Source organism: Fibrobacter sp. UBA4297, from assembly GCF_002394865.1.
Lineage (GTDB): Bacteria > Fibrobacterota > Fibrobacteria > Fibrobacterales > Fibrobacteraceae > Fibrobacter.
Window position 1 is genome coordinate 46,660 of sequence record NZ_DGUZ01000019.1, and the last position, 22,244, is coordinate 68,903.

Here is a 22,244-nt window from a genome sequence, read left to right on the forward strand (position 1 = left end):
CTAGAAGTAATTTATACAAAAATTCCCTAGTAACTAATAACTATTAACTAGTAACTATTTTTTTAATTGCTATAATTGCACTATGCTTTTATCCGTAATTATACCTGTTTTTAACGAAGAAGAGATCGTTGCCGAAACCTACCGCGTCTTGGAGGAAGAGCTCAAGGATATCGAACACGAACTCATTTTTGTAAACGACGGTTCCAAGGACCGCACCCGCGAAATCGTGGAAGGCCTCCTCCCCGGGAACCCGAATAATAAAATCATCAACTTTAGCCGCAACTTCGGTCACCAGGCTGCATTTAGTGCTGGCCTCGACCATTGCAAAGGCGATGCAGTCGTCATCATCGACGGTGACTTGCAGGACCCGCCGAGCCTTATCCACGAGATGCTCGAAAAGTGGCGCGAAGGCTACCAGGTCGTTTACGCACAGCGCAACAAGCGCAAAGGCGAAACGCTCTTCAAGCGCTTTACGGCTTTCTGCTTCTACCGCATCATCGGCAAGCTCACGAGCATCGACATTCCGCCTGACACCGGCGACTTCAGACTCATGGACCGTTGCGTGGTGGACCAGCTCAAGAACCTTCCGGAACGCAGCCGCTTCTTGCGCGGGCTTGTGTGCTGGGTCGGCTTCAAGAAGATTGGCGTCAAATATGACCGCGCCGAACGCACCGCAGGCACCTCGAAGTATCCGCTCAAGAAAATGTTGCGCCTCGCATTCGACGGAATCACGGGCTTTAGCTCGGCTCCGCTCAAGATCAGCTTCTACATGGGCTTCATTGCTACAATCGTCGGCTTTGTTCTCCTCGTCTGGTCGATTCTCGAAAAGTTCCTCTCCCCTGCGACAACAGTTCCGGGCTGGGCTTCGCTCATGACCGCCATCGTGTTCTTCGCTGGCGTACAGCTTTTGACCATCGGCATTCTCGGCGAATACATCGGCCGAATCTACGACGAAGTCAAGCAGCGCCCGCTGTACATCGAAGACAAGAAATAGACGAGCGAGTTGTTAGTCATTGGTTATTAGTTATATTTGGCGCATATAGAGCCTAGTTAAAGCTAATGGCTATTGACTAACAACTATTGACCATTGACTAAAAAATGAAAAACAAGCTTTTCGTTATGAGTGCCGCCAGTGGCGCGGGCAAGACTACCCTCAAGGATCTTGTCATTAAGGATTTCCCGGACATCAAGTATTCCATCTCCGCTACGACGCGCAAGCCGCGCGAAGGCGAAATTGACGGAGTCCACTACTTCTTCAAGACCAAGGAAGAATTCGAGCAGATGATCAAGGACGATGCCCTGGTCGAATACAACCTGGTTCACGGAAACTACTACGGAACGCCCAAGAGTTTTGTCGAGAAGACTCTCGCCGAAGGAAACCGAGTGTTGTTTGACCTCGACGTTTTCGGCAAGGTGAACTTCGACAAGGTCTACCCGGACGCCACGGGCATCTTCATTTTGCCGCCAAGCGACGAAGAACTCGAACGCCGCCTCCGTGGCCGCGGCACTGACAGTGAAGACGTCATCCAGCTCCGCCTTGCAAATGCAAAGAAGGAAATCGAATTTGCAAAGACCAAGGGCAAGTACGAATACACCATCGTGAACGACGACTTGCAGAAAGCCGCCGATGAACTCCGCGCTATTTTGAGCCAGAAGTAAATTGCTTGCTGGTCATTGGCCTTAATCCTACATCGAATTCGCATTTGATAAAATTCCCGCCCCATCGTTCACCGAGAGGCGGGTATTTTTGTGTGAGGTGTTATGTGTGAATTCTTAAGACAATGGAATTTTCAAAGAAACTCGGATCGGCCCCCAAGCGCCACAACTTAGAGCCATAGGCAAACAAGTTCGGACGCGCCTTGCGTAAAATCGCAGCCCCCGTTGCACGCAGATACCCCGCTTTGCTCTTGGATTGCATACCCTTGAGTTTGGCGCCCAAATCGTCAATGCTTACGCTAATCGCATTGTGATCGTGCGGGTTGTACGGTTCTGCTTGCACTTTGGTCGAAAGCGAATCGTAAATCGCCAGACTTTTAACTGCAACTTTAGTCGAATCGTCGAAGAAATGGAATGCTGCAGCCGCCTTTGCCGCAGATTCGAACGTTTCAATGCCCGCTACCCACGGGTGATTCGTCGCACCCACAAGTCCGATTGTAAAATCAAAAGAATCTGCTTCGCGGAAATAGCGGATAAACATTTCTTCCGGCGATTCCTTTTCGGGATTCGGCTTAAGCATATCGCGAGCAGCCGCAAAGAGAATTGCAGCAACATCCGTTTCACCAGTCGCAATCGGAGCATTCGCCTTGTAAACTTGCTCAAATCCGCTGTCGCCACGGAAACCGCCATAGACATACGCAAAAAGCGCTTCCACCGCTACAGGCTTTATGAGGTGAAGCACAAGCGGCAAGAAGTTTGCAAACACCGCAGCACGACGGCGCAAAAGTTCCGCGACAAGCAGACCATCGCGTTCATCAACGGCAAGCAACAACGCCCCCACATGCAGCAAGAACGAATACTGGGAAGCATCCAGATTCTCGACATTGCTAGGCATATAAACACAAACTGTCGCCCGCAACTCACTAGGCAAATAGGTGTACCACGAAGGCGTGAAATAAGCACTCCCGTCAACGCACTGCATTTGCGAAAGTTCATCACCTGTAGGCGTTGTTTTCCCGACGTAATCGAGAATCCCCGTTACACTACGCGAAAATGCGTAAACAGTCGCATTTTTGGGCGATTCAATCTTGACATAAAACATTCCATTTGCCATTGCAGGCCTCCTTTCTGAGGGTTACATGACAAATATACGTTTAAAGAATGTCATATTATGACATTTTGATATTTCTAAAAAAATTTTCTAATTCAATTATTTTTTTTTCAGCAAAAACATGTTCTAGAAACAACTAAATTTAAGGTATATTTAAGCCATGATTGTCATACTATTTTTTTCGCTATTGGTACTTACTGGCTGCATTTTTGAGGCTCCATGCGCTTTTTGCAATGTAGAACATCCTGTTCATATTCTTATGAGCCTTGCATTATCGAATGGCTTGTTGATGGTAAAACCGTTAAAAAAATTCAATTACAAGAACGAACCGACAGAGGAATAATCTTCGACAAAGTCTATCTAGAAATGACCACTTTGGATGATAACAAAAAATATAACTTAGGCACAGGCTCAAGCTGGCGTATTGATTTTGACCACTTGCCAAACAATCCCTAATGCAGTACGACTGATATTGACATGAACATTTTCTACCACCTCCCCGGACTTTTTGAATTTTACGACTTGTACAAGGCGTTTATGCCGCTATTTCGCGAGCACCGGGAATATTTTTACGACTGGTGCGAAATCGGTTCTATTTACGGGGCGCCGAGCGACTGCATCTGGGGAGGCGGACGCGTCGGTTTCGGAGATGCAGAGCCACGGAAAGTTGCAAAACTCATGCAGGAATACGGAATTTCAGCGAGGCTCACTTTCAGCAATTCATTGATTCGAGAAGAACACCTCGCCGATGCCCGATGCAACAAGTTGTGCAAAATGTTTGAAAGCGGTGCGTTTCAAAACGGCATCATCATCCATTCCGACCTGTTGCTGAATTACATCAAAACCAAGTACCCCAATTATTACTTTGTCTCCTCAACAACAAAAGTAATCACCGATTTTGAGCAATTCAAAGCAGAGCTGAACCGCGAAGAATTCCGCTATGTGGTGCCGGACTTCCGCCTGAACAAGCAATTCGACAAATTGAAAGCTCTCACAGATGCGCAAAAGCAAAAGGTCGAATTTTTGTGCAATGAATGCTGCTGGTTCGGATGCCCCGACCGCAAAAAATGCTACGAAAATGTGAGCCAGAAAAGCCTCGGCGAAAACTGCGAAGACCACGAATGCGTCTCGCCCACAGCCCAGAGGGGCTACCGCTTTTCCGATGCCATGAAGAATCCAGGCTTCATCGGAATCGAGGACATTCAAAACATCTACGCACCCGCAGGATTCCGACACTTTAAAATCGAAGGCCGTAGCCTCGGCAGTGCCCTCATCTTGGAATTTTTGCTTTACTACATGACAAAGCCCGAACACCAACTCAAAGTCCGCGAAGAAATTTACTTGGACAGCACGTTGGATTTGTTTTAAACAGACAACTAATGGAATGAATTTATGGAACCGACAGACGCATTATTCATGATAATTGTAAATATTGTACTTTTTATCATTTTTGCAATAATTCCTTTACTATTAGGCATTTTCGCCAACATTTCGACCAAGCATCCCAGGGCAATGTCCATTGCAGGGAAAACCGTATCAATTCTACTCACAATTATCACTGTCATCTCACTTTCGATATCCGTAATATACGCAATCAACGAGCAGGATTCTACACAGCGACCCTATATTTTTGCATGGTGTATTTGCTGGCTACTCATAGCTATTTTTCCTTTATCAACATTTGACCTCACCACAAGCCAAAAAACAAAAAAGCAAAAGACCTGTTATCTCACCATTTCATTTATTACGTTTTTCCTAATTCTGTCAGGATCTGAATTTCTATACAATCGAGCGTTTGGATACGTTTTTCAAACGGAACGGTTTGAACTATCCATAAACGATTTTTACTCGAACCATCCTGAAGCCGATAAAAATAGCGACATCAATATATTCGCATCTATACAAAACGGAGAAGATGAGTTCACAGCGAATATATCCGTATATAAAGATTCTATAACTCTAAAAGCAACAGAACTCCGTTATATAAGCAGTGAAATTATAAGCAGCGAAAAATTGCAAAAAGATTCTTGTTATCGCAACGACTTGCCGCGTGACTTAGTTCAAGACATTATTGAAGAAATCACCTATTATCAACCGGAAATTGAATACACCTGGGTAGGAGACCTATGTTTCCATCCATTCGCATTTGTTGAACTTGCCAATAATAAAAACGCAACAACGATAATATTGAAACTTCCAGACATTGATGAATATCATCCCAACGCCCAGCGTTTAGCAAAAAAAACCGCGAGTCTTGTAAACGATTCAAAAATCAACCCGACAAAAGGTTGTTCCAATTAATTTCAAACATCAAAAAAAATGAAGAAAACTTTCATGACCATCTTGATTATCATCGGCGCCATCATTTTGCTATTGGCGCTTTGGTTCAACATTCCCTATTCGCCCGTCAAGACGCAGTTTCAGAACGATGTTGAAGCAAGGTTGCAAAGCGTCACAGCACTCACCGGAACACTAGATTCCGCGAGTATCGCAAGCCTCCCTCCCCTCATTCAAAAATATCTCGAAACAAGCGGTTACATCGGCAGCGAAAGACGCACGCACTTAACCATGGAATACAAAGATGTCGATTTTGGCATGGGCGTGAATAAGCCGCGAATCAAAATCGATTACACGCATGTGGACATTGCCGATTCGCCCGACAGGCTCGCGTTCATCGACAGCAAAATGTTCGGCATCCCGTTCCAAGGCTACGATTATTACATGAACGGCAAAGGCGGCATGAAGGGTGTCCTCGCGAAACTCATCACGCTATTCGACCAGACCGGCCAAACAATGGACAAGGCAAGTCTCATCACCTATCTCGCCGAAGCATTCTTTTTGCCAGAAGCACTCCTAAAAGATTTCATCACATTCAAGCAAATTGATGACCACACCGTCGAAGCTACAATTACAAACAAAGGCGTAACCGCAACCGGAATTTTCCATTTCAACAACGCTTACGAAATGACCTCGTTTACAACAAATGACCGCGGGCAGATTGCCCCCGACGGAAGCATTGAATACACCCCGTGGGAAGCACAATGCGAAAACTACAAAACCTACTCCGACGGCATCAAACGCCCTACCGTTTTCCGCGCAGTATGGAAAAATAAAGACAGAGACTTCGTCTATTTCGACGGAGAAATCAGCAAAGTGAATGGAGCTAAGGTAAAGTAAAATGATCCATAAATTAGCAACAGTTTTTTCAATATTGTTATTGATTTATAGTGGAGTTAAAACAGCTTCTTATAAAAATGTTTCTGGGATATTTTTTAACTTTTATGGAAGTTCTGCAGTAGTATATGGTTTCGGGCTTATCATACTATCTAGTATTTGGCTTATTTGCTGGCATACAAACGCCTTTAAATTTACAAGTGACAAAAATTGGCCTTATTTGCTATTTTGCAATTACTTAGTTGCAATTATTGTAAAAATCATTATGTAGTTTTTTAGCGATTTTTAGGAAATAATATTTCTATTTTATTCCCCATGACACTTCTTTTAGGCATTCTTTTCTTAGCACTTTTCATAAGCGCGATTGTCCGCGGTAAGTTCACGTACGGTCAAGCCGATTACGATTTTCACGAGCATCCTGTGCAATTCGTAATCGTGCTCACCTTTATCCTCGGCGTTTCTGCGCTTTGTTTTTATCGATTTATCGTAGAATTATAGACTAAACATTTTCAAGAGTTTGTTATATTACAATCTGTAGACAACTTAAAAGAGCAGGTACTTTATGAGCGAGGAAAAAATTACTCCCAGTTGCAATTCTGAAGACGTAAAAGCAATCACAAAGAGGTGCGCAGAATCCTGGATGAAACGAATCCGAAATTTTGCAGGTTTCTTGGGAATGATTCTCCCGTGGATAGCTCTCGTCGGCGCGGCTTTCGTCGCACATGCTCAGCCCGCCAAAATCCCCGATGATTTTTGGGCCACGCTCTCCATTTCGGCCACATATTACTTGACCCCTGCACTTGCAGGCATCCTTACAACAGCCGCAGTCGTCCTAATGTGCTACAAGGGCTATGACTGGCGCGATGAACTTGTCACAACCATTTCCGGAATTTTCGGTTTAATGATTGTCATATTCCCTTGCGGTTGCTCCGCTGCAGATAGCAAGATTGTTGGCTTTTTCCAACTGCCCATAGCCGTTTCTAACATCATCCACTTAACATCGGCCGTTATATTCTTTATACTTTTGGCCATCAACAGCCTATTCCTTTTCACGCTTGGCGAAAGTGACACCAAGCAAAAAAGGATTCGTAACATCATTTACAGGGTCTGAGGCATCGGTATGTTCTGCACTTTGTTCCTGCTTGTTTTGCCTATTGAGTTTCCTGCAAAGATTTTCATCGTCGAAGCAATTGCACTCACGTTCTTTGGTGTGAGCTGGCTTGTGAAAGGTCAAATCTTCGGGTTGCTCAAAGACAAATAAGAGCTAGAACGCAAAAGCAAGACCAATTCCACCCTGTGGAGTCACACCCATTTTTACCTGGAGGCTCCACTGAGAATCTAAGCTCTTGTTATAAATTTCCACAGCGGAATCCACATAATTGCCAGCTACATAACCAAGCAAAAATGCGATACCACAAACGCCGACACCGCCAAGCGTAAGCGGCATGCCGATATCGCTATCGCCTGTAAGCCAAGCGACAACGCCATAGCCAACAGCCCCACCACCGATAGCGGCAAAGACTAATCCAGGGTAATAAAAGATTTTAGACGTGCTAAGTTCGCTTGCAGCCTCAGGATTTGTTTTCAACAAGGTTTCTACAGTTTCATAAGTTGCGGGATTTCCGCCTACATACCATTTTTTTTCAACAACAGCAATTTTTCCATCCGACGTCCGTGATGCCGCAGGTGATTCGCTATTTACAGCAGCCCCATTGGATGAGTAACTATCCCAAGACTGTGCAAACGACGCACAGGCAAAAAACAGCGTAACAAGAATAGTAGAAACAAATAAACGCATTTTAAACCTCCCTTTATTAGAAAGCGAAACCTAAATACAAGTTAAGATCTATACCAAGACCATCTCCAATGACTTCAAAGTCAACACCGGCATCCGCTATTTTGTTTGTCGATGTAAAACGAAGACCAAGATCATAACCAAAGACAAAATGACCATTCATAACTTTACGGCCCAAAAGCAATTCAATACCCACCATAGAAATAGAACCGCTATGGCGACCATTACTCACGTCATTGGAAAGATACATAAACTGAGGTTCAAGATACCATCCGCGATGTCCTCTACCGCTTAGGTAAAAACGGAATCCCTCGTTAATACTAAAACCGGAGTTGGTCGTACCATCATAATCACCGCTCAAAATTCCAGGACGCGTTATAAGGGAAAAGCGATTACCAAAACCCAATTCAAAGGTAACATAAAAATAGATAAGACCTTGAACGCCATCAACAATGAGCGATACCGGATGAAGCGCCAACGCCATCTTAAAATCATCATATTGAGTTTCTTTCGGAGCAGAAGTCTGAGTTTCTTGAGTTTTACTCAAGACTCCAGCAGCGGCGGACGTCTCTTCTGAAGAAGTGTAACCATACGGATTATTTGCAAAGACGACACTTGCAAACATAATTGTGGCAATCAAAAATTTCTTTATCATTCTAGCTCCTTTTTTTATTCAGCCGCAATTTTAGAAATTTTATTCTACACAGTCAACATTTATGTACAAAACTGTTATCAAAATAACAATACACTTATTCTAATTCTACTTTAATTTCTACGCCAGGCACCCATACCTTGGGCGCATTCAGAATCGGAGCAAGGACTTTACGTACGACCGCAAGGTTTTGCGTTTTAATATAAAGTTTTACCCAAAACACATTTTGCACTTTCGGTACAAACGCATCAACAGGTCCAAGGACCGTCATCGTAGACTCTTTGCGCAAAATGCTTTCGAGGCGGTTCACCGTATCGCGAAGCAAGTTTTCATCACGCGAACCGCAACTAATTTCGACAAGTTTGCAGAACGGCGGATAAAACGCCATCTGGCGGTTCGAAGATTCTAAGTCGGCAAAGCCTTCAAAATCATGGCGAATGGCATACTGCATCACCGGTTCTGTCGGATTGAGCGTCTGTATAAACACGCGGCCACCGCCACCTGCGCGCCCCGCACGGCCCGCCGTTTGACTCAACAGTTGATACAAGCGTTCCGTTGAGCGGAAATCGGGAATGCCAAGGCCCGAATCGGCACCGACAATTCCTACAAGCTTTACGCCCGGAAAGTCGTGACCTTTCGCGACCATCTGCGTTCCAAGCAAAATGTTGTATTCACGATTCCTGAACGATGTCAATATTTTTTCGACAGCGCCCACATTCTGCGTCGTATCGCGATCCATGCGAATCACTTTCGCATCGGCCACCCATTCATGGATTTCTTCTTCGAGTTTTTCGATTGCGCCCCCGACAAATTCATACGTTTCGGCACCGCATGTCGGGCACGGCGTATCCACCGGATAAAGTGCTGCGCAGTAATGGCACATCAGCGCATTGTACTGTTTATGATAAACTAGCGGAATATGACAATGCTTGCAGTAAAGCGTTTCACCACATTCAGAACAAACTCTAATCTTAGAGTAACCGCGACGATTCATGAGGATAATCGCCTGGTCGCCACCCGCAATGCAATCCGAAAGCGCTTCGCGCAATGCAGGAGACATGAGCACGCCTTTTTGCTGGCGCACCTTGCCCATATCAATCACTTTCACTTCGGGGAGAGGCGCCGCAGTCGCACGATTCTTGAGAGTCAACAGCTTGAGGTTCCCAGCCTTTGCATTGCGGAACGTTTCAAGACAAGGCGTTGCTGAACCAAGCACAACAAGCGCTCCATACTTCTGTGCCAAGTGGAAAGCCAAGTCACGCGTATGGTAACGCGGAGCCGGATCCTGTTGTTTAAACGAAGAATCATGCTCTTCGTCCAAAATAACAACATCAAAATCAAACGGCGAAAGAATGGCGCTGCGCGTCCCGAGCACCACTTTCGCAGAACCATCGAGCACAGCCAAATAGCCCGCACGCTTTTGCGGAGCCGAGAGCGCCGAATGCAACACCACAACAGGAACTTTCAAATAATCTTCAAAACGAGACGCCGTCTGCGGAGTAAGCCCAATTTCTGGCACAAGAATGAGCACGCGCTTTTTTCGCTTAAGTGCTTCGCGCACCAATTCCTGATAAACTCTCGTCTTGCCACTGCCGGTCACGCCATGCAGGAGCGTTCCACGAAAACCGTCCTTATCCAAATCTTCAACAAGACTGGCAAGCGCAGTCTCTTGTTCGCCTGTCAAGGGGGGCAGGTCCGAACAGACCTCCATTTCAGGTCCATTTGATAGAGCCTCGCCCCGAGGTTCAGATTTTTCAGCCAGCAAGGCATCGAGGAACTTGTCAAAATCAGCAGGCCAAAACACGTTCAGCGTGCGCATGGGCGAACTTATATAATACTTAGACACCCATTCTAGCGATTCCATATAACGTTCAGAAAACACATAGCCCGACTCATGCGGACACGCATACCGGACATCGAACGACGGTTTATCGCAATGGACACGACTCACCAAAGCAAGCGTCGGCTTACGGCGGGCAAGCTGCACCCAGACGACACTCCCCCGCTGGATATTTACACCTTCCGGCACCCCGTAAGTAAATACCGACGGGGACAATGGGATGTAAACCTCGCAAAAACGCGACAGAAGCGCTGATTTACAGCGTACCTTAACCATCTCCGGAGCAGACGTTTTGGGAATTCTTTTGGCCACGCGGCAAAGATAGTATTGTTACAAGCTTAAATGGGCATAAATTCGTATAGATTTTCCTGACCTTAATATTTTTTTAGTTAGATTATGCTATACGGAGCCGAAAAGGCGCCGCCTACCTATTGGAGATATTATGAGCTTTTTTGACGCATTTAAACCGAAATGGCAAAATTCCAATCCAGCAAAGCGCATCGAAGCGATTGCCGACTTGGATGAACTCACTAGTCAAGACATTGTCGAACGAGTGGCCCTTTCTGATGATAATGTCGAAGTGCGAATGGCTGCAGTTAAGAAACTTGCAATTATTAAGACACTTCAGGATATTTCGACAAAAGACAGCGATGCCGGCGTACGCCGTTTGGCAGAATCGAGAGCTTTCGAAGAAATCGTCAAGAAGCTGAAAGACTTTAACGAATCCACTCTGAATAGCGAAGTCCTCGGCTACATCGAAGCCATCAAGGACACGCGCTATACCGAAGATGTCCTCAAAGCAACAAACAACGTAACTTTGAAGAGAGAACTTGTCAAGCAGTGCACCAAGCAGTCCTTGCTCGCCCAGATTGCAGCACGCGATGCAAGCGAAGAAATCGCACTGCAAGCCGCAGACCGCGTAACGTCTGAATCGTTGCAGGCAGACCTCATCAAGAGTTCCAAGCACACTTCCGTCCGCAAGAAGATTTCGGATAAAGTTCGTGCAAAGAAAGAAGCCGAAGACAATGGCAGAAAGGCCGCCGAACTCTTGCAGAGCAAGCGCGAAGCCCTCATCAAGCAGGCACACTTCCTCGCCGCCCAAAAGGACGCTTTTGCCACCAAGCCACAGTTCGACGATTTGATGAACGAAGCAAACGCCCTCGGCATGGGCGAATCTGCTGCAACACTCAATGAAATTTACGAAAGCTTCAACAAGTTCTACGACGAAGCAAACGCTGCAAAGAAGGCTGCCGAAAATGCCGAAGCCGAAAAGCAGGCAAAAATTGCACGCCTCACGGAAGCGCTTACTGAACTCGAAGGTTTTGTCGAAGCAGGCACGACCGAAGAAAACGCTGACCGCGTAAGCGCCATCATCCAGGAATGGAACGAAGGCAAGTCCGTCATGGACGCCGCTTTGATCAAGCGCTTCAACAATGCCTACTTCAAGTCCCAGGAAGCAAAGAAGATTGAAATTCCGTCCGCAGAATCTGAAAACGCAAGCGAAGAAGAAATAGCCATCCGCAAGAGCCTTCTCGAACGTCTCCAGGCACTCTCCGAAACGGAAATCGATGAAAACACGGGCAAGCACTTGCATGCCATCGTCCGCGAATGGGAAAAGCTTTCGCTCCTCGAAGGCGATGACCCGATTCTCCAGGCTTATAACGCTCTCCGCACCAAGTTAAGCGAACTTATCGGCGCGTTCAACGAAAAGGCCCAGAAGGTCATCGAAGAAAATTCCAAGAAGCTCCGCGGTCTCATCGAACGCATCCAGAACATCGACGAAAACCAGGAATTCCGCGAAATCCACAAGATTCTCCGCGACACTTATCAGGAATGGAAGGAAATCGTCGGCGAGAACAAGTTCAAGTACCACGACCTCTGGCAGGAATACAAGATTGCCACCTCGCGTTTCCAGGAAATGCAGCAGTGGGAAAACTGGCACAACGAAAAGGACCGCGACACCATCATCGAAGAAATGGACGCGCTCTCCAAAGAAACTCCGAGCCAGGCTGTGCTTGCCAAGTTCCGCGAACTCTGCAGCAAGTGGCGTGAAATCGGCCCGATTTCTGCAGCCAAGTTCCAAGACTACCGCGACCGATTCCAAGCTCTCGTAGACAAGGTCAAGGAAAACTGCGCACCGTTCATCGAAGAACAGAACGCCGAACGCCAAAAGAACCTCGTCGACAAGGAAGCCCTCTGCCAGAAGGTCGAAGACCTCGTTGCTAACGCTGAAATTTTCTGGAAGGACAAGTTCAAGGCAGTGCAGGAAATCCAGGAAAACTGGAAGAACATCGGCATGGTCCCGAAAGAAGCTTTTGCAGCCCTCAATAAGCGTTTCAAGGACGCTGTGAACGCCTTCTACGCCCAACACAAGGAAAATGTGAAGCACGAAGACGAAAGCCGCGAAGCCAACTACGAAAAGAAGGTCGCTCTCTGTATCGAAGCCGAAGCCATCAAGGATTCGACCGATTGGAACGCCACCTCCACCAAGCTCAAGCAGTTGCAGGACGCTTGGAAAGCTACAGGTCCAGTGCCGAAGAGCAAGTCCGACGAAATCTGGACGCGCTTCCGTACCGCTTGCGATTCCTTCTTCGAAAAGAAGCGCGGCCACTTTGAAGAAATGGATGCTGCCAAACAGAAGAATCTCGAACAGAAGCAGGCCCTCTGCGAAAAGCTCGAAGCTCTCGACATCGCCAACATCACTCCGGAAGTCATCGATGCTTACAAGGCCATTGATGCCGAATGGAAGACGATTGGCATGGTCCCGAAGGACGCCGTCGAAAGCATCAACGAACGCTTCAACGCTATCGTCAATAAGATTGTCGCCAAGATGGCTGAATCTGACCCGGAACTCCAGGCCAAGATTGCAGATATCAAGAAGAAAAAGCAGGAAATGATCGAAAAGGTCCGCCAGTTTGCCGAAAGCGCAGGCTCCAACCAGCTCGCCGATGCCGTTCGCGACATCCAGAAGGAATGGGTCACGCTCGGTTCTTGCGGCAGTGACGATGATGAACTCCGCAAGGCATTCCGCGATGTCTGCGACGACTTCTTCACCCGTCGTCGTGACCAGCTCGACATTCAGGAACAGGCTCGCCAGAACAATCTCCAAAAGAAGATTCTCCTCTGCGAACAGGCCGAAGACTTGCTCACCGACTTGAATGATCAAACGGTCGTTGCCTCGATGAACAAGGTCAAGCATTTCCGCCGTTTGTGGAAGGAAGTCGGAGCCGTCCCTCGTGAACACTCCGAAAAGATCTGGAAACGCTTCAATTCTGCTTGCGACCAGGTGTTCGCCTTCGGCCGCAAGGACGAAAAGAAGGAAGAAGCTCCGGCAGCCGCAACGACCGAAGCTTAAGCGATCAGAGAAGGTCTCCACGACCTTGCCAAGTTCACTTAAAAGACCTTGTCATGCCCGCCTACCTGTCCTCGCTTGACGGGGACGAGCGGGCATCTCCTTTTTATACGCTAGAGAATGAAGATTCCCGGTCAAGCCGGGAATGACAAACAGACTAAATCCTTCTGCATTTTCTATTTTTTATTTCATGAAATTCCCGCCATGGACAAGTGTAAGCGAAGCAGCCCGCCTCCTCAAGGAAGGCGAAGTCGTCGCCATCCCGACAGAAACGGTTTACGGGCTCGCCGGTAACGCTTTCGAGCCCAAAGCTCTCGCCAAGATTTTCGCCGCTAAAGAACGCCCAACGTTCGACCCGCTGATTGTCCATATCGCAGACATTGCACAACTCACCGACATCGCGAAGGACATCCCCGATAGCGCCTACAGACTCGCCGAAGCCTATTGGCCAGGCCCGATGACCATCATCCTCCCCAAGAAGGATTGCATCCCCGACCTTTGCACAAGCGCCCTTCCCTCCGTGGCCGTGCGCTTCCCAAGCCATCCGATTGCACAGGCAATCATCAAGGAATCCGGACTCCCGCTTGCCGCTCCAAGTGCAAACCTCTTTAAGCACGTGAGCCCCACGACCGCTGAACACGTTGCCGCCCAGCTCGCCGACCGCATCGCAGGCATTGTCGATGGCGGCCCCTGTTCCGTCGGTGTCGAAAGTTCCATCATCTCGCTCGTCGGTGAACCGACTGTGATGCGTCCAGGCGCCATCACGCTAGAGATGTTCAAGGCCATCCTCGGTGAAGTAAAAATCAAGGAATCTACATCCAAGCCGGGGCAGCCGATGCTCGCCCCCGGCCAATGCGACACGCATTACCGCCCGCAAGTCCCGCTTTACTACGGTGAAGTTCCAGCAGGCTACAAACTGCCGGAGCATACCGTTCGCATAGCATTCGGTACACAGCAAGGCCCTGTTCCTGCAACTGTAAATTTGTCAGCAACAGGCGACATGGTCGAAGCAACATCCAAGCTTTATGCCTTTATGCACGACCTTGACAAATCCGAATACGACCTGATTCTCGTAGACCCCATCCCGAACACAGGCGTCGGCATGGCACTCAACGACCGCTTAAAACGTGCAAGTATAAAGTCATTACCGTAAATACGAGATTATAGTTACTAGTTAGTAGTCATTGATCATTAGAAAATATTGACATAAAATTTTCTAGAAACTCGTAACTTAGAGTTCTTAACTCACATCGGGAACAGCGGGTAGTGTTCCTTGGTATAGGCACGCGTGAATGCATTAAAATGCCACCATTCGCTAGGGAGCATCACCCACCCCGCACGCTTCATGATATGGCGCAACAAATTGCGATTATCGATTTGCTGTTGCGTGAGGCGCCCGGACTTTAAAGCATCAGCCTCGCCCACTACACCCGCACAACGTTCAAACGAATCAAAGTCAGCGCCCATATCGAGCAAATTACCAGTGCTATCGGCAATTCCCAAATCTAGCGCAAGCCCATAATTGTGGAGACCACCCGTCTTGCCCGACGAAACGAAATGACTGTAGGGCGTCCCCGCCACAGAACTTTTCAGAACCGATTGCGCATACATCGGACGAGCCGCATCAAAAATCACAAGTGAATATCCCGGCAGCTCTTTGGCAAGAAGCGAAAGCGCCCGCCTTAGCTTCGGCAACGCATCTCTGTGCACAAAAGCGCGCTGGATTCCGCAATACATGTCATGACCAGTTACGTTATTAAAAGTGGCATAGCGCAAATCCATGCGGAGTCCGCGCATATACGTAATTTCGACCAAATTAGAATCGTGACTGGCGTAATCCACCCATTGCTTTGCCGAAGTGCAATAGCGCAAAGGTTTTGCGGGCTTCGGCGGTACAAACAAAGAATCAGTTTCGTGAGAAAAAGCCAAAGCAACAGCGAAGAAAACAAATAACAAGAATCGAATCATATGAAAATGCAGGTATGTGCTCAAAGCGCAGCGCCCTGAAAGCGCCAAAGGCTCGCAATGGCAACTTGCGCAACTTCCTACTGTCTACTTCCTACCGCCTACTAATTATATTCCCAACTGGATTTCTACACCAAAGTCGATATTGAGCCCCATGCCCTTCGCAATGAACGGCACCAAATCATATCCATTAGCGGTATTCTTGTCCTTATCCTTCGCCACCCATGAACGTTCACGCCAGTTCTGGGAACCCAGGAATCTAAGAGCTTCAACATCAAGTTTCGCAAAAATGTTATCGACTTCCAAATAGAATCTGGCGTGCTTAAAGAAGAACTTCGACTTCGTCAAATCCAGGTTCACGCGAATGTCAGTCCTGTACAAATTCGTAAACTTGTTATAATCCCTGAGTTCGCGAGTTCCGTTACTTTCATTGGTCGCAGGCTTAATTGCATAGTAGTAAAGCGGTCTGTGCCATGCAGCATGGTGCGTCAAGATAACAGAGACGATGGAATCCTTGCGCGGATAGAATCTAAAGTGCGACACCATATCAAAGCGGGAGTTCGCTTCCCACGGCAACGACTTCCCGTTCGTCAACTCGTACTCACCATAAACAGAACTTGCATTCATCGCCATGGAAAAATGGTGCGATGTTTTCCATTCCAGAGAACCTGTTGCACCAGATACCCAAGCATAATCCACAGGAGTCACATCATCGTAATTTGCAAATGCCTTCGGCAACGGGAGCAGAGGGTCAAAGTAAAAACGCCCAAAGCCAGCCAACTGCATCGCTAAGTACTTGGAACGATATCCAAAGCCTGCCTTGAGCGACGTTCCGGATTCCAAGCGCCCCGTCAGGTCTCCATCATCATAATAGTGTTTCCAGTCTGCTCGATAGGCAGCATTGCCAAAGAGTCTCCAATAGGCGGAGTCCTTTTTAGACAAATTGCGGTCCATATCAAACGAGACCGTCGGCAAAGCGTGATGGTCATGGACATCAGCAATGGCACCGAGCGAGAGCATGTGCTCCGAGTAATCGTTCTTCCAATCAAGTGTTGCAGCACCGGACAAGACTCCCGTCTGATAATCACGGCTTTCTTCACCGCCAGAAATTGGATTACTGCGTTCAACAAAATGATGTTCATACAAAAGAGCACCGCGCAAATCGGCGCCAAGAATATCGGCATTAAATCGCTTATCTGCACCAGCACTCAAAGTCGTGTGCGTTTGGCTGTAACCATCAATGAAAGTCCTTGCGGATTCATCTACAAATTTTCCAGACCGGAATCCAGTCGTATCGCGAATCGTATCACTCAAGCTCTCGCGGACAAATCCAGCATGAAAACTCGTTCCAAACTTTGAAGCGTATTCACCACCAATCACCAAGTAGCTTTGGCTACCTTCGGCAATGTCAATTGAATTGACGCTACTATAAAGTTTCGAGGTATCCTGACGAATTCTGTATTCATCAGAACTGTACAAAGTCCTCAAAGCCCAAGTTGCATTTCCTAAAGAATCAGAACCGTTCAACTGCGCATAGATGTCAAACGCAGTCAGGTCAAACGGATTCGACGACTTTACCTTGCCGTCATCCGACTTGTCGTCGCGCTTACGTAATTCCGTAAAGAACTTTTCGCCAAGAATCTTGAGGATGCCGTCGTCTAGCGTACGGAACGCAAAACGGAAACTGTCCCAAAAAAAGAACGGGGCGTCCACCAGGACTTCACGTTGGGCAATTGTAGCAGAACCTCTCAAGCCCCATTCACCACTCGTCTGCTCTGGGATATACTGAATAGACGTTGCCAGGCCCTGTCCCAAAGGCCCTTGTCCATAATGGTCATGAATTTCTATTCCGCTCAAAGTATGCGGATTGATAACGGACAGGTTTCCAGGGAATCCTAAATCCAGATGTCGCATGTTAGGAATGCGCAGGCGTCCCAAGTGATAAGCTACATCGCCAGCACGGGAACCTTCATAATAAAGAGCGCTACTGAAATCTTTCTGGCCCGAAATACCAGGCATCTGGCTCAGGTGATCCGTAATATCAAAACGCATGCCAGCCGCATCTTCGAGTTTTTCAAGCTTGACCGTGCGTTCCACTTCCCACTTGACGGGTTCGCCACCACCGATAATCGTGCTCGACCCGAGGTTTGTCACATTCGTGCTGAGCGTAATGACCATATCCATCAAGTCAGCAAAGTCTTGCAAATCCACAAAGACGCTATCAAAGCCGTCCTTTTTAAACACAAGCGTTGCATTTTTAGAATCAACGGTCAGTTCAAATCGACCTCGGGAATCCGTTTCCCCGATTCGTTTACCGGACTGGTATGTAATTGCGACATCCTTGACAGGCAAGTCTGAATCAGCTTCGAGGACGACACCGATAACCGTTGTCGGAGACGCAGCAAGAACCCCTACAACAAGAAACAAGACAAAAGAGAAAAAAAGGCGAGAATTCATACTTTCAAAATAGATATTTTATGCAAGGAAAATTCAAGCGAGCTCTCAACATCTTATATTATACGCATGCTTAAAGTTTATTTAGTCCAGTTCGATAGCGCCAAAGGCAACAAAACCGTAAATCTCGCACGTGCAAAGAAGATGATTTTCAAAGCAAAGCCCGTTGCAAGGAGCCTCGTGCTCCTTCCCGAGATGTTTGCCACAGGGTATGTCCCTGCCGATCTGGACGATGCCGCCGAAGACTTTAGTTCAAACGAGTCAGGAGCAACAACACAAACACTCTCCGAAATCGCAGACGAAACGAACTGCACCATCATGGGAGCAGGCATCACCCGCGCAAGCCACGGATTTTATAACCACATAAGCATCTACAAGCCACACGAAGCCAAGGAATTCTGCGGATACGACAAGATGAACCTGTTCTTTCCCGAAAAGAAAAACTTTAAAGCGGGCGAAGAAATTAATTTATTTAAATTTAATAATTGGACCATAGCTTCGTTTATCTGCTACGACCTGCGGTTCCCCGAAATCTTCCGTGAAGCAACCAAACAAGGAGCAAACCTCATCACGATCCAGGCGGCGTGGCCCGCCAAGAGACGAGCCCATTGGGAAACGCTCCTCAAAGCACGAGCAATCGAAAATCAGGTCTATATCGCCGCCGTGAACGCCGTCAGCGAGAACCCCAACCAAAAGCTCCCGCTTGCAGGCACATCTCTCATCATTTCGCCGAACGGAGACATTCTCGCCGAAGGTCCGACCCAAAACGAAGTCGTCATTTATGCCGAACTGGACATCCAAGCGGAACGAGACTACCGCAAAACCTTCCCCGTTCTCGAAGGCATCGTCCCTCCAGAATTTTTATAGAACTGGCGCAAGAACAGGGCTAAACAGTAAAAACCGAGTGAACCCAATCACACAAAAACGGCCGCAGCAAAGCCACTTCTTGGACAATTCGTCAAGTCTAATTCATTGATCATCAATGTGTTACGGCGCACATTTTTTATATATTTGCCAAAAAATTTTCTTTCCAGTATTGGCATTTTCATCACAGAAAGATTATTTTTATATTACGTCTTTTAAGAAAAGAGGCTTAATATGGCAACAACAAGTAAAATTGACGAAGCAAAAGAGCTCATCAAAGCAGGGCTCAAACGCGAGCTGATTTTAAAAATCACCTCTATTTCGGAACACGAGTACAGCCTTCTCCAGCGTGAACTCCTCGCAACGGCATAGGCTTGCAGCTCATTCTGAACATACCCGCCCAACAAGCAACCGACGGAGCTTCTCGTAAGGCCGCCGTTATTGCTTGTTATAAAGACGGGAGCCTCTTGCTCGATGCGAGGGACAACCTCAAGCCCGCAAGATTTACCATGCATCCGTCCGACAGTTTTCCATGGACGGAATTCATTGAAAAACTGCTTGCCGCATGGCAGCTCTGTGATTACAGCGATGTTCCAGAAGCATTCAAACCCATCAAGCAGATTCCCCCCTTCGTCATTGAAGGGCTCCCGCGCGAACCCGTGCCGCAACAGCTAAAAATCCTAGCAGCATTGCGCACGCAAGGCTATTTCGCACCTCTCCAAAATACGGGAAAATAACGGGCAAAAAAGAAAAGAAAGTGCCCTCTCCTAATCCGTATCGACCAAACATCGACCATAATCGAAGACACTTTCTTTGTTTTTCCAAGGAGAATCCACCCTTCCATCTCCTACGTTTTATATTATATATTATTTTGGTCTAACGGTTTATTATTAAAAAAATATTTTCTAGTCAAAAAATATATATTCAAAACAAAACGTGTAGGGAGATTCCCGCCTTCGCGGGAATGACAAGTTTATATTATGAACCTTATCAAGTATTTTAGCAAACAACGTTGGTTCATGGGGAAAAACAGAACCATCTTACGCGCTGACACGCTCGACTCCACAGAAGCCGGCAACACGCGCATCAGGCTTATCAAGGTTTCGTTTGACGATGGCGAAAGCGATATTTACACTGTCATCGATGACGAAAATGCGGTCGGTAAAATTCTCGAAGACGCATTCCTCGATGGCTCTCAGCAGTCTGTTTTCGCAGGTGACTCCGGATTTTTCTCGTTTCGGATTACAGCGCCGTTTTCGAGAGCGGCTCTCACGAGTATCAAGCCCGTTTCTAAGGAACAAAGCAATTCTGCATTTTGCGCTCCCGGCAAGTTTTTCTTCAAGCTTTACCGCAGGCTAGAACCGGGTTTACACCCCGAAGCCGAAATTCTTGAAGCTATGAACAAGGCGGACAGCAGCCGCGTTCCGAGACTTTACGCCGTCTGCAACTACAAGGCCAAAGGCGGTGAAGTTTACACATGGGGCATTTTAGAAGAGCATTTCCCGAACGCACTTGACGCCTGGAGCGAATTCTGCAATAACATGAATAGCACGGACGCTTTCCAGCTCGGAATGTCCACGGCGCAAATGCACGAAAGCCTCAAGCGATTAAGCGGTCCCAAGTACAGTAGCATAGAGCCGCCATTTGACCGGCTGGCGCAACTTTTGCAAGCGACATCCGACACCGAACACACCCCGCAACTGCGAGAAAAGCTCCCGGAACTACGGCTCCGCTACAGCGACTTGCTCCGCGAGACATTCAGCGACAAGACCATCAAAAAACAGCGCATCCACGGGGACTATCACCTCGGGCAAGTTCTGATTACGCAAAGCGCCAACGGCACCAAGCATTTCGAAATTATTGACTTTGAAGGGGAACCCACGCGAAGCCTCGACTATAGGCGCACCATCCGCTCCCCCGCAGTCGATATCGCCGGAATGTTGCGCAGTTTTGCCTACGCAGGCGCCGTCGCCAAGACCGACCCAACCGAAGCTCAAAAAGCTTTTGTCACAGGATATTCCAAGGTTTCCGGGATTTCCACCGAAGAAATCGAGAAGGAATCCAAGCCCTACATTCTCGCGAAAGCTATCTACGAAGCATGCTACGAGCTAGAATTTCGCCCCGACTGGTTTTGGATTCCCGCCAAAGCGCTACTAGAGTTATAATTTTGAATCAAGTTTTTTGAATACAGGTTTCTCTAAAAGCTGAATTCTCACGAAATCAATCAAGGTGCATATTGCATAAACAGCAAGAACACTGGCTACAGCATGCAGGTATATATTCCCTGCATAATGCCCTGCGTTATTGAGTGTATCACGCCATAGCCATTGACGCATCGTATCGCTGTTTGCATGAATCAACAAAACACCAAATGCGGAAGCAGCAATAGTATTGATTATCTTACTGTAACCCATTTTCAAATTCTTGAAAAATAAAAATGCACAGACGGCCGTAGCGACTGCAAGCGGCTTGTTTGAGTCGGCCACAAAGAAATAGCTTAAATTCTTATTTATTATACTGCACATTTGTACCCCCCCCACACGCTGGCTAGGGACAATGTAATAAAGCCCAAAGCCAACCAACCCGTACGTTTGGTGTTTTGCGACCACTGTGGCGGATAAAGCCTAAAGTAAGACCCAATGAGATAAATCACCATAAACCAACCCACATAATTAAACGTAACATTGATTAACAATTGTGGGAAAACGCTGTACACAAGCAAGCAAAGCCCCAAGAGCAACTGATGTTGTCGTTTGGTCATGCCTTTGATTAAAATATTCAGGAACGGAATGAAGCAGAAGAAAACTAGGAAACAGCTGACAAATCCATCTTTTATAGATTTTATCGGCATCAAAGACTTGATAACAAATTTAGGAGAAAGTTCCACATAACCCGTTACGACGAAAATGCCGAAAAAAAGAAGCTTATAAAAGTAGTACGCTCCAAATAGTTTTAGGAACTTTTTTAGGCTGATGTCCGACTTGCACATAAAGTAGCCGGTAATCAACACAAAACAGTCAATGCCTGTCTTACCAGCCCACCCAAACAAATAAAGAAACATTGACTTTACCGATGTCGGATTTTCCGCCATAATTGGCATCAATCCTGAGTTAACCACGTAATGGTGAGCGACAATCAATAGCATCACGATGATGCGAAACAACTCTAGATTGGAATTGCGCGGCTTAGGAGCTGCAAAAACTTCTTTTGACATAAATAATCCTTATTTTCCAACAAATTTAGAAAAAGGACTATTTTTTATGGTTCATCACCTTCAAAATTGTATTAAAAATATAATTAAAACTTCCGATTTAAAAAAGTTTTGAAAAAAGCGTCGGCCAAGGCCATTCCTTCGCAGTAGCGTGCAAAACGAGTGTTGCG

22 protein-coding genes are annotated in these 22,244 nt (G+C 47.0%); 14 read left to right on the forward strand and 8 right to left on the reverse strand.

Annotation, left to right across the window (positions count from 1 at the left end):
* Positions 1 to 82: 82 nt before the first annotated feature.
* Together B3A20_RS10925 and gmk are read left to right on the forward strand one after the other, a co-directional pair.
* Positions 83 to 994, forward strand: coding sequence for a glycosyltransferase family 2 protein (locus B3A20_RS10925; RefSeq protein ID WP_290764663.1), 912 nt, complete (start codon positions 83 to 85; stop codon positions 992 to 994).
* 104 nt (positions 995 to 1,098) lie between these two features.
* A complete protein-coding gene (gene gmk, locus B3A20_RS10930; RefSeq protein ID WP_290764665.1) occupies positions 1,099 to 1,659 on the forward strand; it encodes a guanylate kinase in 561 nt (186 codons plus the stop codon).
* Between the two features lie 100 nt (positions 1,660 to 1,759).
* Here the strand turns inward: gmk and B3A20_RS10935 are convergent, their stop codons facing one another.
* On the reverse strand, positions 1,760 to 2,770 hold the full coding sequence (locus B3A20_RS10935) for a hypothetical protein (protein ID WP_290764668.1): 1,011 nt from the start codon (positions 2,768 to 2,770) through the stop codon (positions 1,760 to 1,762).
* Positions 2,771 to 2,986: 216 nt separating this feature from the next.
* Between B3A20_RS10935 and B3A20_RS10940 the strand changes: the two genes are divergently transcribed.
* The 6 genes from B3A20_RS10940 (at position 2,987) to B3A20_RS10965 (ending at position 7,202) form a co-directional block, all read left to right on the forward strand.
* The gene (locus tag B3A20_RS10940) at positions 2,987 to 3,223 is read left to right on the forward strand and encodes a hypothetical protein (RefSeq protein WP_290764670.1); all 237 of its coding nucleotides are present in this window, start codon (positions 2,987 to 2,989) and stop codon (positions 3,221 to 3,223) included.
* Positions 3,224 to 3,244: 21 nt separating this feature from the next.
* Positions 3,245 to 4,135, forward strand: coding sequence for a hypothetical protein (locus B3A20_RS10945; RefSeq protein WP_290764673.1), 891 nt, complete (start codon positions 3,245 to 3,247; stop codon positions 4,133 to 4,135).
* Positions 4,136 to 4,159: 24 nt separating this feature from the next.
* Positions 4,160 to 5,068, forward strand: coding sequence for a hypothetical protein (locus B3A20_RS10950; RefSeq protein WP_290764676.1), 909 nt, complete (start codon positions 4,160 to 4,162; stop codon positions 5,066 to 5,068).
* Between the two features lie 18 nt (positions 5,069 to 5,086).
* Complete coding sequence (locus tag B3A20_RS10955; protein WP_290764678.1) at positions 5,087 to 5,944, forward strand: DUF6544 family protein; 858 nt, start codon at positions 5,087 to 5,089, stop codon at positions 5,942 to 5,944.
* A gap of 559 nt (positions 5,945 to 6,503) precedes the next feature.
* Positions 6,504 to 7,052: a hypothetical protein gene (locus B3A20_RS10960; RefSeq protein ID WP_290764682.1), complete on the forward strand. Its 549-nt coding sequence runs from the start codon at positions 6,504 to 6,506 to the stop codon at positions 7,050 to 7,052.
* Between the two features lie 9 nt (positions 7,053 to 7,061).
* Positions 7,062 to 7,202 carry a hypothetical protein gene (locus B3A20_RS10965; protein ID WP_290764685.1) on the forward strand — a complete coding sequence of 47 codons (141 nt, stop codon included), beginning with the start codon at positions 7,062 to 7,064 and terminating at the stop codon, positions 7,200 to 7,202.
* 3 nt (positions 7,203 to 7,205) lie between these two features.
* On the opposite strand, the gene B3A20_RS10970 is transcribed toward B3A20_RS10965, so the two are convergent.
* The 3 genes from B3A20_RS10970 to priA form a co-directional block, all read right to left on the reverse strand.
* Entirely contained in the window at positions 7,206 to 7,739 is a 534-nt protein-coding gene (locus tag B3A20_RS10970; RefSeq protein WP_290764688.1) for a hypothetical protein, read from the reverse strand.
* Between the two features lie 16 nt (positions 7,740 to 7,755).
* Positions 7,756 to 8,391, reverse strand: a complete 636-nt coding sequence (locus tag B3A20_RS10975; RefSeq protein ID WP_290764691.1) for a hypothetical protein — start codon at positions 8,389 to 8,391, stop codon at positions 7,756 to 7,758.
* 94 nt (positions 8,392 to 8,485) lie between these two features.
* Positions 8,486 to 10,444 (reverse strand): replication restart helicase PriA, encoded by a 1,959-nt coding sequence (gene priA, locus B3A20_RS10980; protein ID WP_290764694.1) that lies wholly within the window; start codon positions 10,442 to 10,444, stop codon positions 8,486 to 8,488.
* 226 nt (positions 10,445 to 10,670) lie between these two features.
* Here priA and B3A20_RS10985 point away from each other — a divergent pair, with 226 nt between their 5' ends.
* Both B3A20_RS10985 and B3A20_RS10990 read left to right on the forward strand, forming a co-directional pair.
* Entirely contained in the window at positions 10,671 to 13,583 is a 2,913-nt protein-coding gene (locus B3A20_RS10985) for a DUF349 domain-containing protein (RefSeq protein ID WP_290764697.1), read from the forward strand.
* Positions 13,584 to 13,770: 187 nt separating this feature from the next.
* Positions 13,771 to 14,733, forward strand: coding sequence for an L-threonylcarbamoyladenylate synthase (locus B3A20_RS10990; RefSeq protein ID WP_290764700.1), 963 nt, complete (start codon positions 13,771 to 13,773; stop codon positions 14,731 to 14,733).
* A 92-nt stretch (positions 14,734 to 14,825) separates the two neighbouring features.
* Here B3A20_RS10990 and B3A20_RS10995 read toward each other — a convergent pair whose 3' ends face one another.
* Together B3A20_RS10995 and B3A20_RS11000 are read right to left on the reverse strand one after the other, a co-directional pair.
* On the reverse strand, positions 14,826 to 15,548 hold the full coding sequence (locus B3A20_RS10995) for a M15 family metallopeptidase (RefSeq protein WP_290764703.1): 723 nt from the start codon (positions 15,546 to 15,548) through the stop codon (positions 14,826 to 14,828).
* A 105-nt stretch (positions 15,549 to 15,653) separates the two neighbouring features.
* On the reverse strand, positions 15,654 to 18,002 hold the full coding sequence (locus tag B3A20_RS11000; protein ID WP_290764705.1) for a hypothetical protein: 2,349 nt from the start codon (positions 18,000 to 18,002) through the stop codon (positions 15,654 to 15,656).
* Between the two features lie 66 nt (positions 18,003 to 18,068).
* On the opposite strand from B3A20_RS11000, the gene B3A20_RS11005 reads away from it, so the two are divergent.
* The 4 genes from B3A20_RS11005 to B3A20_RS11020 all read left to right on the forward strand — a co-directional run bounded on the left by B3A20_RS11005 (position 18,069) and on the right by B3A20_RS11020 (position 21,028).
* The gene (locus B3A20_RS11005) at positions 18,069 to 18,866 is read left to right on the forward strand and encodes a nitrilase-related carbon-nitrogen hydrolase (protein ID WP_290764708.1); all 798 of its coding nucleotides are present in this window, start codon (positions 18,069 to 18,071) and stop codon (positions 18,864 to 18,866) included.
* Between the two features lie 231 nt (positions 18,867 to 19,097).
* Positions 19,098 to 19,235 carry a hypothetical protein gene (locus tag B3A20_RS11010; RefSeq protein WP_173462673.1) on the forward strand — a complete coding sequence of 46 codons (138 nt, stop codon included), beginning with the start codon at positions 19,098 to 19,100 and terminating at the stop codon, positions 19,233 to 19,235.
* Positions 19,236 to 19,237: 2 nt separating this feature from the next.
* The gene (locus B3A20_RS11015) at positions 19,238 to 19,600 is read left to right on the forward strand and encodes a hypothetical protein (protein WP_290764712.1); all 363 of its coding nucleotides are present in this window, start codon (positions 19,238 to 19,240) and stop codon (positions 19,598 to 19,600) included.
* 243 nt (positions 19,601 to 19,843) lie between these two features.
* The gene (locus tag B3A20_RS11020; RefSeq protein ID WP_290764714.1) at positions 19,844 to 21,028 is read left to right on the forward strand and encodes a phosphotransferase; all 1,185 of its coding nucleotides are present in this window, start codon (positions 19,844 to 19,846) and stop codon (positions 21,026 to 21,028) included.
* Here the strand turns inward: B3A20_RS11020 and B3A20_RS11025 are convergent.
* Together B3A20_RS11025 and B3A20_RS11030 are read right to left on the reverse strand one after the other, a co-directional pair.
* Complete coding sequence (locus B3A20_RS11025) at positions 21,023 to 21,277, reverse strand: hypothetical protein (protein ID WP_290764716.1); 255 nt, start codon at positions 21,275 to 21,277, stop codon at positions 21,023 to 21,025. The genes B3A20_RS11020 and B3A20_RS11025 overlap by 6 nt on opposite strands.
* Before the next feature lie 98 nt (positions 21,278 to 21,375).
* A complete protein-coding gene (locus tag B3A20_RS11030; protein WP_290764717.1) occupies positions 21,376 to 22,077 on the reverse strand; it encodes an acyltransferase family protein in 702 nt (233 codons plus the stop codon).
* Between the last annotated feature and the right edge of the window lie 167 nt (positions 22,078 to 22,244).